This window comes from Kluyvera sp. CRP (genome assembly GCF_019930565.1).
In the GTDB taxonomy this organism is placed as follows: Bacteria; Pseudomonadota; Gammaproteobacteria; order Enterobacterales; family Enterobacteriaceae; genus Kluyvera; species Kluyvera georgiana_A.
The window spans coordinates 1,881,083-1,897,599 of sequence record NZ_CP082841.1 but is presented as its reverse complement, the minus strand read 5'-3'; the positions used below and the strand labels follow the sequence as shown (position 1 = coordinate 1,897,599).

At 55.4% G+C, this 16,517-nt stretch carries 14 protein-coding genes; 4 read left to right on the top strand and 10 right to left on the bottom strand.

Annotated elements, in window-relative coordinates:
- Window positions 1-3: 3 nt before the first annotated feature.
- From K7B04_RS08910 to K7B04_RS08880, 7 genes are all read right to left on the bottom strand, one after another.
- Window positions 4-2,553, bottom strand: coding sequence for a fimbrial biogenesis usher protein (locus K7B04_RS08910; protein ID WP_223804138.1), 2,550 nt, complete (start codon window positions 2,551-2,553; stop codon window positions 4-6).
- 116 nt (window positions 2,554-2,669) lie between these two features.
- A complete protein-coding gene (locus K7B04_RS08905; protein WP_163449235.1) occupies window positions 2,670-3,395 on the bottom strand; it encodes a fimbria/pilus periplasmic chaperone in 726 nt (241 codons plus the stop codon).
- Window positions 3,396-3,418: 23 nt separating this feature from the next.
- Window positions 3,419-3,958 (bottom strand): fimbrial protein, encoded by a 540-nt coding sequence (locus K7B04_RS08900; RefSeq protein WP_167575028.1) that lies wholly within the window; start codon window positions 3,956-3,958, stop codon window positions 3,419-3,421.
- A 67-nt stretch (window positions 3,959-4,025) separates the two neighbouring features.
- A complete protein-coding gene (fimA, locus tag K7B04_RS08895) occupies window positions 4,026-4,574 on the bottom strand; it encodes a type 1 fimbrial major subunit FimA (protein WP_163449236.1) in 549 nt (182 codons plus the stop codon).
- Between the two features lie 156 nt (window positions 4,575-4,730).
- A complete protein-coding gene (locus tag K7B04_RS08890; protein WP_163449237.1) occupies window positions 4,731-5,297 on the bottom strand; it encodes a hypothetical protein in 567 nt (188 codons plus the stop codon).
- Between the two features lie 563 nt (window positions 5,298-5,860).
- On the bottom strand, window positions 5,861-6,064 hold the full coding sequence (locus K7B04_RS08885; protein WP_163448685.1) for a hypothetical protein: 204 nt from the start codon (window positions 6,062-6,064) through the stop codon (window positions 5,861-5,863).
- Between the two features lie 57 nt (window positions 6,065-6,121).
- A complete protein-coding gene (locus K7B04_RS08880) occupies window positions 6,122-6,463 on the bottom strand; it encodes a DUF1971 domain-containing protein (RefSeq protein WP_163448686.1) in 342 nt (113 codons plus the stop codon).
- A 191-nt stretch (window positions 6,464-6,654) separates the two neighbouring features.
- On the opposite strand from K7B04_RS08880, the gene murQ reads away from it, so the two are divergent.
- The 4 genes from murQ (at window position 6,655) to K7B04_RS08860 (ending at window position 10,350) form a co-directional block, all read left to right on the top strand.
- Window positions 6,655-7,569, top strand: coding sequence for an N-acetylmuramic acid 6-phosphate etherase (gene murQ, locus K7B04_RS08875; protein WP_223803852.1), 915 nt, complete (start codon window positions 6,655-6,657; stop codon window positions 7,567-7,569).
- The gene (locus K7B04_RS08870) at window positions 7,559-8,917 is read left to right on the top strand and encodes a PTS transporter subunit EIIC (RefSeq protein WP_223803851.1); all 1,359 of its coding nucleotides are present in this window, start codon (window positions 7,559-7,561) and stop codon (window positions 8,915-8,917) included. The genes murQ and K7B04_RS08870 overlap by 11 nt, the downstream gene beginning before the upstream one ends.
- Window positions 8,918-8,975: 58 nt before the next feature.
- Window positions 8,976-9,836: a MurR/RpiR family transcriptional regulator gene (locus K7B04_RS08865; RefSeq protein WP_163448689.1), complete on the top strand. Its 861-nt coding sequence runs from the start codon at window positions 8,976-8,978 to the stop codon at window positions 9,834-9,836.
- A gap of 139 nt (window positions 9,837-9,975) precedes the next feature.
- On the top strand, window positions 9,976-10,350 hold the full coding sequence (locus K7B04_RS08860) for a DUF1090 domain-containing protein (protein ID WP_223803850.1): 375 nt from the start codon (window positions 9,976-9,978) through the stop codon (window positions 10,348-10,350).
- 65 nt (window positions 10,351-10,415) lie between these two features.
- Here K7B04_RS08860 and K7B04_RS08855 read toward each other — a convergent pair whose 3' ends face one another.
- The 3 genes from K7B04_RS08855 to gss form a co-directional block, all read right to left on the bottom strand.
- A complete protein-coding gene (locus K7B04_RS08855; RefSeq protein WP_223803849.1) occupies window positions 10,416-12,704 on the bottom strand; it encodes an FdhF/YdeP family oxidoreductase in 2,289 nt (762 codons plus the stop codon).
- Between the two features lie 445 nt (window positions 12,705-13,149).
- Window positions 13,150-14,331: a PLP-dependent aminotransferase family protein gene (locus K7B04_RS08850; protein ID WP_167575020.1), complete on the bottom strand. Its 1,182-nt coding sequence runs from the start codon at window positions 14,329-14,331 to the stop codon at window positions 13,150-13,152.
- Window positions 14,332-14,458: 127 nt separating this feature from the next.
- Window positions 14,459-16,324: a bifunctional glutathionylspermidine amidase/synthase gene (gene gss, locus K7B04_RS08845; RefSeq protein ID WP_167575019.1), complete on the bottom strand. Its 1,866-nt coding sequence runs from the start codon at window positions 16,322-16,324 to the stop codon at window positions 14,459-14,461.
- Window positions 16,325-16,517: the final 193 nt, after the last annotated feature.

Genomic DNA, 16,517 nt, shown 5'->3' with positions numbered 1-16,517 from the left:
TCCTTAGCGGCAGGTCGCCGACAGCTGAATCAGCGACTGCTGCTGGCTCTCATCAGGTAACCGATATTCCGCTTCACAGCGCGCATTGGCGCCTTGCCCCCATGCCACCTGCACCTTTCCGGCCAGCGGCATGCCGCTGAGATAAACGAGGCCATTATCAGCCACGATGCTGCCGTTCTGGTTACCGTCCGAGGTGACCATCGCGCCAAACGGCACAGGTTTACCGTTGTGGATTAACGTCATCAGCAACTTCATGCCGACGTGCGCCTTAAACTCCGCGCGGACAATCGCGCCGTGAGTCGGTACGACGTTCACTACCGCATCGTCCAGGTCGACGTTATCCGCCAGCGAGTTGGTGTCCAGCGCCACACGGTTTTCCCGGTATTCAGTGGCGTAGGGCAGCACGGCATAGCCGCGCCAGTCGGTACGTATCCCGGTCTGATTTTCCACTTTTGTCCCTTTCGCCCCCGGCGCGCTGACCAGCACCACCGTGTCATTGAGAGGCTGGCTCAGCGTGACGCCGTTGGCGTGAGCCAGCACGCCGCCGCTCATGCCGTAGTAAAGCTGCTTAATCCCGTCGCTACGGCTGTAGCCAACGTTGGCATTGCCGTAGCCACCGCGATAGTTCAGCGCGGCATAGCCGGTGCTCCCGCTGCTGCCCTCGCCGCCGCTGGCATAGCCGGTCTGCACGTTGTAACTCAGGTTGTTATCCTCCAGCAGCGTGCCGTACAGCCCTGCGAGGTTGCTCATCCGACCGTTGAGATCGTTGGACATGCTGTAGCTGGCGCTGGCGTGCCGCCAGACGGATTTGCTGTCCGAGCGCAGCCAGTGGCTGAACGGAATGTTGACGTTCACCGCCAGCATCTGGTCACGGGCATCCTGCCAGGCGTTTTTGGTCAGGCTATAGCTCAACGTCCAGTTAATATCGTCCACGGCCATATTCAGCCCGGCCTGGAATTGCTCATCCGCGTTATGAGTGCCCCAGTAGGTTTGCTGGCTGCCGCTCACATAAAGCGTGGCGGTACGCCCCAACTGCTGGGTTACGCTGACCTGCACTTTGCCCCGTTTGCTGTAGGCGAGGTTGTAGTAGTCGGTGAATTTCGGCTTCACGTAGACTGGCCCATCTTCCGTCACCACGGAGTACCCGCTCATACGCTGATAGGTGGTATCGGCAAAGCTGAAATATCCGCGCGTAGAGTAGCGGTAGCCCACCAGCTGAATATTGGTACCTAATTCATTAAGCGATTTGTTATAGAGGAAGCGCACCGACTGCCCCTGCTGCCGACTGTCGTCGGGTAGCGTGGCGTTGGCCTGGGTAATGTCCACCGACATCGCGCCCAGGTTGCCCATGTTCTTGCCGACCCCGAAGTTAAACGCGCGATAGCGATCCGCCAGTTGGCTTCCACCATACAGCGTCCATCCCGCCGCCAGCCCGTGCATAAGGGTGCCCTGAAAGAACGTCGGGTCGTCCTGCTGCTCGTTGCCGCTACGGTATTTTCCGGCAGTGAGCGCATAGCGAGTGTGCCCTTCCCTCTGCAGCACCGGGACGGAAGAATACGGTACGGTAAAGGTTTGATTGCTGCCGTCCGCCTCCTTGATCGTGACCTGCAGGTCGCCGCCGTTGCCCGCGGCATAGAGGTCGTTAATGGTGAAGGGGCCAGGCGGCACCGTGCTGTGGTAAATCTCATAGCCGTTTTGCTTGATAGAGACCTGCGCGGTACCGCGCGCTATACCGTGAATAACCGGCGCGAAGCCTTTCTGGCTGTCCGGCAGCATGTTGTCATCGGAAGCCAATTGCGCGCCGCGGAAGTTAATCCCGTCAAAGATATCGCCGTTGGTATAGCTATCACCCAGCGTCAGCCGCGAGCGTAACGCCGTGATATCGCGCTCCAGCCAGGTATTGATATGCTGCCATTTGTTCTCGTTTTGCGAGCCGCTGCTGTGGCTCCAGGTACTGTTGTCACGCAACCGCCATGGGCCGACGTTCAGCCCGCTTTGCAGGTTTAAATAGGCATACTGGCTGCTACCGCCAACCGTGTTCTGCACGCGATTACCGGTGAAGTTGTAGTTCAGCAATCCGGCAGTGATACCGTTATCCCACAGCTCCGGCGGAATATAGCCGCGCGCCTGGTTCCCCATAAAGGCCTGAGGAATGGTCAGGTACAGTCGCTGCTGACCGACATCCAGACGGATGGTCGCCTCTTTAATCATCTCGGTTAAGGGTACGCAGGTGTCAGCGGCAAGCGCATGCAGCCCGTCGACGGCGGCGACATTCAGCCCCATGCTGGCCAGCTGCCCGCGCGTCAGGCACGGCATCAGCCCATGGCCATCCTCAGGAGCGTTGAAGGTGACATCGCGAGTGGTCATATACCCGTCGTTAAGGTAGATATCTACGCGATAGGTCCCCGGCGGCAGCTCCTGCCCCTTCTCAAAACCGGAAAGATCCGCCACAGCGGCAGGATCGTCGGCCAGAAAGCGCGGGTTAAAGTAGAGTTCCGCCTGAACGAAAAAGGTCGGTGACGCGAGCAAAATGGCAACCGGAAGCTGCCGCATACGCCAGACCCGCAAACAGGCGAGGTCAAATTTCAGATATGGCATAGTCCCTCCGGTTTCACATCACCCGGCGATCATTTCTTATTCTGTTCAAGGGATAGGGGCAGCCCTGTGGCTTAACGCATCGCGCCTATCATGCGCGGCGTCAGCGCGCCATAGTCATTAATGGTTCTGAAGGTAATTTCACCGCCCGCATCATCCGGTATTTTCACCCGGGCCTCGCCCATCGGCGGCACCAGCGCGTTTTCCAGCACGCGGGTACCGGCGTTAAGCTCGGTAACCGTCAGGTAGTACGGCGTGGGATTGATCAGCGTAAGCGTGCCGGCACTGCGACGGAACGTCAGTTTTTCGACGGCCTGCTCCGGCGGCATCGCCAGTTTTGCCGGGCGATAGTAAAGCTTGATACGGCTGATAATCGCCAGTTGCAGGGTATTGTCGTTGAGCTTAGATTTATCCATCGCCGGAATCGCCTTCACGTTCATCCAGAACAAGCTTTCCCGATCCTGCGGCAGCTGGTTATTGGACGCGTCAAGAATACGCAGCGTGTTCTCTTTTTTCCCCTGCATCGCGAACAGCGGCGGCGTCACCACAAAACGACCATCTTTAACGCCGTCGGCGTTTTCCACCCAAGACTGAATCAGATAAGTGCCGCTCTCGTCGGTATTGGTGACCGCCAGAGGGACCTGCTTTTGCCCTGCCGGATAAATGACCCGGGTCGCCCCCAGCGCCACACCCGCGTGCGCATAATGGCTTACCCCGCTCGCCGCTATCAGCAGCAGCATCGCCAGCGCACCGCGCATCATCATCAACGTTCTTTTCATGTTTACCCTTGTTGTACTCACCGTCATTTCCTGCGTCCGGTTAATTACTGGTAGGTCAAGGCGAACCAGGCCTGCGCATTGGCCGTACCGCCGGTGACCTGACGTGCGGTCGAACGGTATTTCGCCACAAAATGCAGCGTGGTTGGCCCATCGTAGAGTCGCGCCCAGCGCACGGGCGCCTGGTTGAGTGGAATTAATCCGCCCTGGTCATCAAACAGCGCAATGCCAATACCGGTAGCGATGCCCGCCCCCTCTCCCACCGAGAGAACGTTAGGATCTTTACCGTCAGCGACGCCCTGAAACGACACGCCAACGTGCTGGCTGACTGCCGTACTGCAATCTTCAAGATGAATAGCAAAAGCGATCGGATTAGATTCTTCGCCCACCGCATGGAAACGATGGCTGGCGACCTGGCCCATTTTTACCGTCATCAGGCGGTCTTCCGCCGCCACGCTGCAGGCTTCGGCGATAACAACGCCCTGAAAACGTAAACCACCACCGGGTAACGTGACGTTCCAGTGGTTGCCAGCATGCGCGACGATCGGCAGCAAAAACATCAGCAGTAACCCTGTCATCCAACGCATGACTATCACCTCCATTCCCTCGTGATGACGGGCCTTCCTGGCCCTCGTGGCGTCCCTGCCGGTTGGATTACTCGTACTGAACTTTGAAGGTCGCGTCGGCGTTCGCGGTACCCGCCGTGGCCGCGCCGGTCGCGTAGTAACGCGCCTGGAACGGAAGCACGTTAGGACCATCGTTCAGAGTGGTCGCGGAGCTAAAGGTCGCGCCATCGAGTGCCAGCGGTTTGCCTTTGTTATCAAGGATCTGGATACCCACGTTGGTGGCGCCGCCCGATGCTGACCCTTGCAGCGCCAGAACGGTGTTGTTGGTGGTATCAACCGCCGTGCCGGAGAAGGCCACAGATGCCTTCGTCGAAACGCTGGTATCGCAGTCGTTCAGTTGGATGTTAAAGCCGACGGCGGAACTGGTGCTGCCCGCAGTCGCCAGTTTTGCCGAACGAACCTGACCCATCTGTACCGTCTGGTCGATAGAACCGGCATCCACGGCGCAGGCCGCGTTAACCACATCGCCTTTAAAATGCACGGTGCCGCCGTTTACCGTCGTCGTGTCCGCCAGCGCTGCCGCAGAGGTGAAGGAAAGCGCAGAGATAATTACCAGCGCAACTTTATTAATGCCCATAAATGTACTCCTGATTAATGGAGAATATTATTCTCACTTTGTTAAAAACAGCGCTAAAGGCAGGCAATGAAGGTTCTGCCTGACACGCATCGATTATTTATGTGAAGACAACCACATCCCAACAACAGCACCGTTATCTGGATATCAGAAATAACGTCACCAGCGTCGATTCAGCTTAGAGATATCCAGATAAAACGACATTGTCGCGGCATTATTCCCACGCAACCCAAACATTCGTTTAGTTTTCTGCCGCAAATAATAAATATGTTTTTCGCTGAGTCCTGCTAATTTATTAATTTGTGAAACGGAGTAGCCTTCGCATAGATAGCGAAAGACAATCAACTCTTGTTCAGAGAAATCCCGCCGGTCAAACATAGATTTACCGGCTTCATACAGACACAAGTAAAGCTCGGAAAAACCTATCTTTTCAGAGATGAGCCAAGGGAATGGCCCCTGAAAGGCGCATCCGGGAGCCCCCTCCATCTTGTATAACAGTACAATTCGGCAATGAGAGCATAATGAAGCAATTAAACTCAGTATCCGGTGTCGCTCGGCAATATCAGAAATATATACCACGAAGATATCACTGACCGATGGACGTAAGTAACAGTTAGATTTTAATTGTCTGGAGTGGATTGCTGCGACATTCCCTCTCCGAATGACTTCATCATCTTGCAATGCCAAAAGGAAAAAACTGTTATCCGAGATAATACATTTCCTCATATATTACCCCAACATCCAGATCCGATTTATTCTATTTAATGTCCATAATTCCTGTTTCCAGAAAGTCGTAAGCCAAACTTCGATTTAATTATATACACAGCGAATATACATCGTCAAAAACGATCAATTAATTATTATTGATAGATATGAACAATTGATTTTATGGATATAGATCGCCCTGATCGATCAATGAATAAAGAAAAATAAGAAGATCAAGCAAATAGATAATTTAATTTTAGGATTTTTCTATTAATAAGAAATTGTTCGTATTGATATGTATCTCGAACCAATTGTAATTTTATGTAAAGAGCATATCTGAATGCGCAATTTAACTTATTTTTCACAATCATATAAATTGATCTAAATCAATTTACACCATTTAAACAAAAATAAATTTATTGATCTCACCCCATTACACACCGCTAAACCTAACTCATCAGAGGGAATAAATGCGCTAAATCGCTACCCGATAGTGAGTATAGAATCAATTTGACGTTTTAATGGGGTTGAGGCGGGAGATTTAAGACGGGAACATAACAAACAACGCCAGGCGCAGACCGTGCTCAGGAACGCTGCGCCTTACCATGATACAACCCCGTTGAATAGGTGGAGTCAGCCCTCTTTTCCTGGCTCAGATCCGGGCACAAAGAAGCGCTGGATGAAAGATAATGCTGGTATTCCGCAACGTGCAACAGGGCCTGCTCGCCGCAAAGCTCCTGCTCACCATAATCGACATACATCAACGATTGTCGGAAGAATTTGAACATAACGTTTTCCAGCCATTGGACCTGGCACCTCCACTCATTGATGGAGGTGCATCATGATTATGATTTTTTCGCGCTGTAGACTTCTTCACCGGAGAATGTCGGCTCGGCCCAGAAATTAATATTGAACTGCGCGTCGTCGGTCATTTCGATACGATGCCAGTACTGCGGCGGGCTGGTCGCGAAGCTACCGGCATTGATAACCACCTTCACTTCCGGTTCCGTGGCCTGCTCATCAGCGAAACCGTAGTAGGTCACCGTACCTTCCATCACACACAGCTGGCCAAAGATGCCGGCGGCGGTATTGTGATGGCTCAGCAGCGCGGCCGGGACATTGTCTTTTGTGAAGAATGGGGTTGAACGTTTGATAGTCCAGTTTTTAGGGATTCTGTGATGGCTCATATTAACCTCCGGCTCTAAAACATGCATTTAAAATACAACTTCAAAATCGAGCTGTAAAGTATTTTTGATAATGAATCTCATTATCGTGTATGCACCGTTCTTCGCCCGGCATCACATTTCTGCATGTTGCTCATTGTCGAATTTCGACATTTATTTATATTAAAAATGTCGAATATCAACAGAGGTAATGCATGAACCCGCTCGCTTTCACCATTGCGCAAGAACAGAATGTCGATACCCGCTACCTGGCAGACCTGCCGCTTCCGGACATACTGGCGTTGCTCAACGAGCACGACGCCCGCGTTCCGCTCGCCATTCGCGGCGTTCTTCCGCAGGTGGAAGAGGCCGTGCGTCTGATTGTCGGGCAGATGAAAAGCGGTGGTCGGCTGTTTTATGTTGGCGCAGGCACCAGCGGACGGCTTGGCGTGCTGGACTCCGCCGAGTGCCCACCGACCTTTGGCACCGACCCAAACCTGGTTCAATCAGTCATTGCCGGTGGGCTGGACGCCATGCTGCGCGCCGTAGAGAACGTAGAAGATGACGGTGCCGCCGCGGTTGCCGAACTCCGCGCTCGTGGTCTGAGTCAACGGGATGTGGTGCTGGGTATCGCCGCCAGCGGACGCACGCCGTTCGTGATGTCGGCGCTCGACTTTGCGCGCCAGACTGGCGCAAAGACCATCGCGCTCACCACCCGCGGCCCTGGCCTTATCTCAGAAAAAGCGGACGTGGCGGTAGCGCCGGACGTCGGTGCCGAAGCGCTGGCCGGTTCCACGCGGATGAAAAGCGGCTCCGCGCAGAAGATGCTGCTGGGGATGATCAGTACCGCCACCATGATTCAACTGGGGCGCGTGCACGGCAACCTGATGATTGACGTAAAGGCCTCGAACGAAAAGCTGTTGCGCCGCGCCGAGCACATGGTGGCGCAGATCTGCGAAGTGGATAACGCCACGGCGCAAATGCAGCTCCAACAGGTGAACTACAACGTGCGCGCGGCGGTGCTGAGCAACCTGCTGGGCCTCTCTCCCGATGCGGCGCTTGCGATGGCCGCGCAACCCTTTGTCGCCCTAAAAGATCAGCTATTATCAGGAGCCACTCATGGCCAATAAAATAGAACATCTGGAGCTTATCGCTGACGCCATCGAACACCATATTGGCGGCTTCGGCAACGTCGCCACGCTGACCAACTGCATGACCCGCGTACGCGTGGTCCTGCGCGATCGCAGCCTGTTTAACGCCGAAGCGCTGCGTAAAGTGGACGGAGTCAAAGGCACCGTCGACGCCGGAGAGCAGTTTCAAATTATCGTCGGCGCGGGTACGGCATCAAAGGTGACGGGGATTCTGACTAAACGCATGAATCGCGCGGGAATCGCCCCAGCCGACGCCGCCGATGCAGAACGTAAACCTTTCTCCATCCGCCGCTGCCTGAATATTCTGGCGGCCATTTTTGTCCCTACCATCCCGGCGCTGATCGGCTGCGGTTTGATTCTTGGATTAGTCAACGTCTGCCGCCTGATCGGCCCCGAGTTTGTCGCCAGCCATCAGGATCTCTTCGCCCTGCTGACGGTCATGGGGAAGGCGGTCTTTACGGTGCTGGCGGTGATGATCGGCATGAATACCGCCAAAGAGCTGCAAGCGTCTCCCGCCATCGGCGCGGTGATGGCGGCCGTGCTGGCCGCGCCGGATCTCGCCAACATCAAGCTATTTGGCAGCGCATTAACGCCGGGCGGCGGCGGGATTTTCGCCGTGCTGCTGGTCTGCGTCTTTGCCGCGAAATTTGAGCTGTGGTTCCGCCGCTACTGCAAAGAGAGCCTGGATCTGATTTTAACGCCCATGGTGACGATTCTGGTCTCCTCGCTGGCCGCGCTGCTGATTCTGCAACCGCTGGCGCATGCGGTTAATCAGTGGCTGGGCGACCTGGTGGCGCTCTCCCTGCTCAACAATTCTGCAGGTTCTGTTGTGGTTGGCGCGCTGCTTGGCGGCGGCTTCCTGTTCCTGCTGCTGACCGGTTTACATCAGGGGCTTATTCCCATTCACGCGCAGATCCTCGATACTTTTGGCCTGAACTATCTGTTCCCGATCCTCGCGATGGGCGGGATGGGTCAGGTGGGCGCGGCGGCCTATGTCTACCTGAAGACGAAGAATTCGCGCCTGAAGAAAACCATTTCCGGCGCGCTGCCGGTGGGTATCATCGGCGTCGGTGAACCGCTGCTGTTCGGCGTCTCCTTGCCGCTGGGTAAACCGTTTATCGCAGGCTGCATCGGCGGTGCGGCAGGCGGTGCGGTGATTGCCGCCTGTAAGGTAGGCATTATCATTCCGTTTGGCACTGCTGGACTATCGCTGTTGCCGTTAGTCGGCGCCGGGCAGATTCTGCCGTTCCTGCTGGCGGTCGTCAGCGCATGGGTGGTTGGATTTGTCGCCGCCATGATCCTGGGCTTTACCGATCCGCAGGAATAGTCATAATCAGGCACAGGGCGCAACGCGCCCTTCCCCATGACGAGAAAAAAGGTACGTAATGGAATCCATCATCAGCAAAATTCAGGCTCTGGCGCACGCCAAAAACGGCGGCGATCGACGTATCTCGACGTATCTGATTGAGCGGAATTTTGATATCTCCGATTTAAGCGCCACCCGCATGGGGCAGGAACTGGGTATCAGCGATTCCTCCGTCATCCGCTATGCCAAAGCGCTTGGCTGTAGCGGTTTTCCGGAGCTGAAGCTGTGGCTCGCCGCGGCCAGCCATCCGCAAAAAGCGCGCGCACGCGAGGAGATCTACGAAGGTATTGAAGCCAGCGACTCTACTGAGCAGATGGTGGAGAAATCCCGCGTCCTGTTTGCCAGCAAAATTGACCAGTCGCTGGATCTGCTCGACCCGCAAACTATCGACATCTGCGCGCGGTTACTGATCGACAGCCGCAAAATCGTCCTCGTCGGCATCGGGACCTCGGCGCTGATCGCGCTGGATATCAACCACAAGCTGATTCGCTGTGGGTTAAACGTGCAGTTCAACTACGATTACCACACGCAAATTGTGCAGGCATCTTTACTACAGCCCGGCGACGTACTGCTCGCGGTCTCCGCGCGCGGTGAAACGGCGGAGGTGGTAGAAGCGCTGGAGCTGGCCCGTGAACGCGGGGCACACACGATAGCCATCACCCGCTATGGCAAAAACAAAGTCAGCCAAATTGCCAAACACGTCATCCCCTATAGCTATACCGAAGCGCACGAGAAGCTTGGCATGGTGACGCCACAAATCCTACAGATGATCGCCTTTGATATTCTTTTCTTCCGCATTAACAGCCTTGTGTCGCCGGACAGCATGTCCACCGCGCTGCACACCATCAATAAACGCCAGCACAACGGAAACACGCCATAAATATCAATTAGCTGAATATCCACACGAATAACATTGCCTTTTAACATTCATTAACAGATAGTGTATAAGATTTAACTTAAAGCTCTGTTTTTATTACCGTCAGGATATCTGTTAAATGTTATTAATTAAAAAGACAATAATGAGCACTCTGGTTATTGCACCGGCCCTTTTCAGCTTCAGCACTGGCGTCAGTGCCTCGGAATTAACCGGCTGCGCCGCTAAAAAACAAGAGATCACCCGCCAGATTGAATATGCCCGCGCGCACAACAATCAGCATCGGGTCAACGGGCTGACCACCGCGCTGCAAGAGGTTGAGGCCAACTGTACCGATGCCTCTTTGCAAAAGGAACGTCAGCAGAAGGTCGCCGAAAAACAAGAGAAGGTGAACGAACGCCAGGCGGAATTAAAAGAGGCTCAGGCCTCAGGGCGCTCGGATAAAGTCGCTAAAAAACAGCAGAAACTGGATGAAGCCCAGGAAGAGCTGGCGGCGGCTCAGGCGGAATTACAGCGCTGATAGCCCAATCGTTCCAGGCCACAACCCGGCCGCTAAACCGGGTTGTGGATGCGTTATCCCTCTCGCTACGCTTTGCGAATGATGACCGGCACGCTCTTATAGGCAGGCGTCAGGCTCTGGGTATCCACCGCATCAAGTGACAGCAGCACGTTCGCCTCCGGCAAATAGGCGCCAATCGAACCGCCAGCCATGCTGTAAACCACCACCGTCAAGCCATACATCGCACGATCGATGCTCGGCTCGCCGTTGTCCTCCAGCGCTTGAATGTTAATGACGTCGCCTGCCGCCAGCCCCCGCGCCTCGGCTTCCGTCTGGCTTAAAAATGCCACATCGCGACGGCCGGTAATCCCGCGGTAGCGATCGTTCATGCCGTATATCGTGGTGTTGTACTGGTCATGGCTACGTAACGTCGCCAGCACCAGCGCATCATCCGGCTGATTCTGACGATCCACCGCTCGCTGGCGGCTAACCACAAAGTTCGCTTTACCGCTCTCCGTGTGCCATTCGCGTCGCGACGCGGGCGTATCCATACGGAAGCCGCCCGGTTCGGCGATGCGCGCGTTATAGTTGGCGAACGCCGGAATCACGCTGCCGATGGCCTCACGAATCAACGCATAGTTATCGGTCATCGCTTCCCAGTTCACCGGCGAGTCAGGTAACGTCGCGCGCGCCAGCCCGGCGACAATCGCCGGCTCCGACTTCAGCCAACGCGATGCCGGTTTCAGCGCGCCGCAGGAGGCGTGCACCATCGACATGGAATCTTCGACGGTGACCGACTGGATGCCGCTCGCCTGTATATCACGCTCGGTGCGACCCAGCGCCGGGAACAGGTAGTTATGTTTCGCCATCAACAGATGCGAGCGATTGAGTTTGGTCGCCACGTGGACCTGCAAATCCAGCTTTTTCATCGCTTCAAAGGTGCGCTGTGGTTGTGGCATCGCCACCGCCAGATTGCCGCCCATGCAGATCAAAGCCTGTGCGTCACCGCTCTCGATGGCGCGAATGCTCTCAACGCTGGAGCGACCATGCTTGCGAGGTACGCGAATGCCAAAGTGCCCTTCCAGGCGCGACAAAAAGGCTTCCGGCGCCGCCTCGTTAATGCCGACCGAACGGTCGCCCTGCACGTTGGAATGGCCGCGCAGTGGGCAGATACCGGCGCCCGGTTTGCCGATATTGCCCTTCAACAGCAGCAGGTTCACCAGTTGCTGGACGTTTTCGGTGCCGTTTTTATGCTGGGTAATCCCCAGACCATAGCAGATGATGGTGGCTTTTGAGCGGTCGTAACGGTAGGCCAAGTCTTCCATCTGGCTACGACTCAAACCAGAGTCCTGTTCCAGATCCGCCCAGTGACAGCGATGCAGATCGTCATATAGCGCCTGATAGCCGTGGGTATGCTCAGCCAGGAACGCGCGGTCGAGGCACGGTTCCTGGCCAAGCAATGTTCTGGCTTCGTCCATCTCAATCAGCGCCTTCATGACACCTTTCAGCAGCGAGGCGTCGCCGCCCATTTTGACCTGGTAGTAGTCGTTACTGAGCGTCGTGGCATGGCCTTTCAGCATGTCCGTCGGGCTTTGCGGGAAGCTAAAACGTTCAAGACCGCGCTCCGCCAACGGATTGATAGAGATAATACGCCCGCCGCGCTGCGCCACTTCACGCAGAGTGGTCAGCATCCGTGGGTGGTTAGTACCCGGATTGTGGCCGATGCAGATAACCAAATCACAGTGCTCGAAATCATCCAGTTCGACGGTGCCCTTCCCCAGCCCGATAGCGCTGGTCAGCCCGGCGCTGGTTGGCCCGTGGCACATGTTGGAGCAGTCCGGGAAGTTGTTGCTGCCGTATTCGCGGGCAAATAGCTGGTAAAGAAACGCGGCTTCGTTGGAGGTACGCCCGGAGGTATAGAACTCAACACGTTCCGGGGAGTCGTAGCTGCGCAGGCGTTCGCCGATTTCGGCAAATGCCACCTGCCATTCGACGGCCTGCCAGGTATCGGTGACGGCGTCGTACTTCATCGGATGCGTCAGACGGCCAACGTTCTCCAGCTCGTAATCGCTGTATTTCCACAGCTCGGCCACGGTATGCTGGCGGAAGAATTCCGGGGAGGCTTTCTTGCTGGTGGTTTCCCAGGAAACGGCTTTCACGCCATTTTCACACAGCTCCATCGGCGAACGATGGCTGGGGTCCGGCCACGCGCAGCCAGGACAGTCGAAGCCCTTTATCTGATTCATACGGAACATCGCAATGACATCGCGCGCCACTGCCTTTTGCGAAAATACCGATGCGGTAACCGCTTTTACCGCTCCCCATCCACCTGCGGGCCCTTGATAGTCGCTTACACCTGGAACGCCATTACTCATTTTTACCGCTTATTCTGTACGCAATTTCAATGGCGAATACGGTAGCAATTTCTCTTCAGCAAAGATTTCCTCTTCACGAGGTACAGCGGCTCTACGCTGTACGGATTAGTCTGCGGCTCCCTCAGGGAGCATAGCGATTCCCTCTCATGCGTCACCGCCACACGAAAAATAGGGTTGATCTGATACGAACAACCTCTTATTTTTCACCTTTGTTTTTTTAATCGGACCCTGCGATGTCAGCTATGAATCAAGCGAAAGCGGTAGTGAACAGCAGAATAATAAGAACAATAAGCTGAGGTAGTTCTGATGTGGTTATTTATTGGCACCGTCACCGTCGCCTTTTTAGCATCGCTGATGCTGATTTGGCTTGACGACAGAATTGCGGAAACGGAATAAATCCGTGGAGGACGTTCCGCGCCAGCAGGCGGCGCGGAACGAAAAAGCATTACAGCGACTTCGCCAGACGCTCAACGGCGGTTTGCAGACCTTCCAGCGACACCGTCGAGTAGGATAAACGCAGCGTGCGGGTATCCGGATTGTCGTTATAGAACGCTTCACCCGGCACGTACACCACGCCATTTTCCAGCGTTTTCTCCAGCCACTTCATGGTATCGAACGGATAACGGAAACGCGCCCACAGGAACATCCCCCCTTTCGGACGGCTGAACTCAAGATGCTCGCCCAGACGGCTTTCCAGCGCGTCGGCCAGCGCCTCGCACTTCTTACGGTAGTCTTCGCGGATGAGCGCAATCTGGTTTTCCAGACGGCCCAGACTCAGGTATTCAGCGGTAATCACCTGCGACAGCATATTGGTGTGCAGATCGGCGGCCTGCTTGACGATCACCGTCTGTTGCGCCAGCCAGTCCGGCATCACGATCCAGCCAATACGCATGCCCGGCGCCAGAATTTTGGAGAAGGTCGAGGTATAGACCACCTGATCTTCACAGCCTAATTCCACCGCATGCTGATACAGCGGACGCTGCACTTCATCGGTAAAGCTGATTTCACCGTAAGGATCGTCTTCAATAATCACCACGTCATGCTGCTTCGCCAGCTCCACCAGACGGCGGCGACGATCGTCGCTCAACGTTTTACCGCCAGGATTACCGAAGGTTGGCACCAGATAAACGGCTTTAACACGCGTGGTGGTCAGCAGCTCGGCGAGCTGTTCTACCAGCATGCCATTGTCGTCGGTATCGACGCTCAGGATGTTGGCCTGCGCCAGTTGAAACACCTGCAACGCCGCGAGGTAGGTTGGGCGCTCAACGACAATGGTATCACCCGGATCGAGCAGCGTGCGGGCAACGATATCCAGCGACTGCTGCGAGCCTGAGGTGATATACACATGGCTTGCCTGACAGGCCACGCCGCGCGCCTGACACAGTTCGCTCACGGCCTGGCGCAGCGGCGGGTAGCCTTCAGTCAGCCCGTACTGGAACGCATCGTTAAAGCGTTCGCTCATCACCTTCTGCACCGCCAGCTCCAGCCCTTCGGTATCAAAAAGCTCCGGCGCCGGAATGCCGCCGCCGAGAGAAATCACGCCGGGCAGTTTACTGTGCTTGAGGAGTTCGCGGACGGCGGAGGGCTTGAGTTCCCCCGCGCGCGCGGCGAGTCGCCGATCGTGCATATTCTTTTCCTTTTCTGTCTTGTTGTTGTGTTTGTTGCAGACTTTCTTTACATAGGCCTGATTAGCGAAGCACCATCAGGCAACCCGACACAGATTGCCGGACGGCGGCTCCGTCTTATCCGGCCTACTATTTTTTATCTTTAATCACCACCAGCGGTTCGATATCGCTCTCTTTTTTAATCACCAGAGAAGCATCGCCGCGCAGGCAGGTGCCGCCGTAGTTACCACCGACGGTAAAGGTACATACCTGAATATATTTTCCCGCCACGTTTGGCAAGCACCAAAGCTGCTGGTAAATATTTTTCCGGTCATTAAATTTACCGCTGGTTTGATCCAGTAGCTGATCGTGGCCGCTGACCAGATCGATATTGCTACCGCAACGCCCGGAAATCGGCTTGATGGCATAGCCGGTTTTGGCCAGATGCTCGCTCACCTCAAAGTCGGTATCCAGCAGATACGGATGGTTCGGGAACAGCGACCACAGCACCGGGAGAATGGCTTTGTTGCCGGGAATCACCGTCCACAGCGGCTCGAAGACCATCACTTCCGGGCGCAGCAGCACGTCAATCAGGCGCACTTCGTTATCCGGGTGACCGGTACGAATCGGCACGGCGGCGTATTCGTCTTCGTCCACCTCGCGCACCTGCTCAATCGCCGTTTCCCACGCCCAGGTTTTCCACACGCAATTCACCAGACGACCGTCGCCATCAATCAGCTGACCGGCAGCATCCCAGCGTAGCTCGTCGAGGCCGTAGAGAATTTTGCTCTCGAAGCCCGCCTGCTCAAGGGCGCGCTGCATAAACTGGGCGTGGTAATTTTCTTCCAGATCGTTGTCCTGCATGATGTGCACGAACGGCCTTGCCTGGCTGTGTTTCCACGCGCCCACCAGCTCGCCCAGCAGGTCTTCCGCCGGGTTGTGGCCGTTGCCGCGATAGCCGGTTTTCAGCCACTGTTCAAGAATCAGGCCGCCTTCGGTGTGGCAGGAAGCGGAGTCAGCGTTGTACTCGTAGACCTTCAGGCCGCGCTCATCCATACAAAAATCCATGCGCCCGGTGATCATATCGTGGCGACGACGCTGCCAGGAGAGGCGCAGACGCGGCCAGAGGATTTTAGGAATATCAAACAGCGCCAGCAGGTTGTCATCACGCATCACTTTGTCGGTGGCGTGGAGATACATCAGGTGCATCTCGTTGGTCGCTTTAATCAGCTCCTGCTCTGCGCTCTCGGTCATGGTGAAATACTGATACGGATCGCCGTTAATCACATGGCCGTTGGCGGCGATATACGCCTGCTGGAGTGAATCTTTTTCGTCGAGCCATTTGCCCTCAAACTGACCGTTATTCTCCAGACGCGCTCCGCCCAGCTTCAGCGCTTCACCGGCAATCGCCGGCTGCGGCAGGCTGTAACGCGCATCGTCAGTCTGGATCATCCAGCCAAGAATGGTGGTGTCATCGAAGGTATCATGTAGCGTGTAGTGGCCGTCTTTCACCTCTAACGTAAGCTCGCGGGTCCACTGCTGGCCCGCCGGCAACGCCGAGTGCAGCACGTTCTGCTCGGCGATACGCACCTTGTTGCCCAGCAGTTGGGTAATCACCGCCACGTGGCCGGTTTCATTAAACTCGCCGCCCTTCTGCCAGATAAGCAAAGAGCCGACAAGCGGCGCGCGACGGGAACCATTAGCAAAAGCCTGCAGCGGGAGAATGGCGTCGTTCACCACCTGACGCAGATAGCGCAGAGAGAAGATCTCGTAGGCCATACTCACATCGGTGAAGACAAATCCGTAGTTGATGAACAGAAAGCGGCGGGCAAACTCGACGCACTGCCACTTGTGGCCCATATATTCGTTATCGATGTAGCTACGAAACGAAGCGTCGTCAGGCATATCACCTGGTTTTAAGCTGCTGTAATTTGAAGAGTAAATCGCTACGCCGCCCGGCGCATACCCCAACAACGTGCCAAATGGGGCGTCACTATTGGTACTTCCCTTGCTCATGAACCGTCCTCAAACATACCGTGCGGTTTTGTCACCCGTACGTTGAAATTAATCCAACAAAAGTGGATTAATCATACACCCGTGTATACGAGGATGACCCATTATCAGGAAAAATATTCATCTGAAAAATGGGCAACATGTGCGCGAGAGAGGCCCGGGTTTTTGCCTGAAGCTGCTAAACTTCACTACCTCA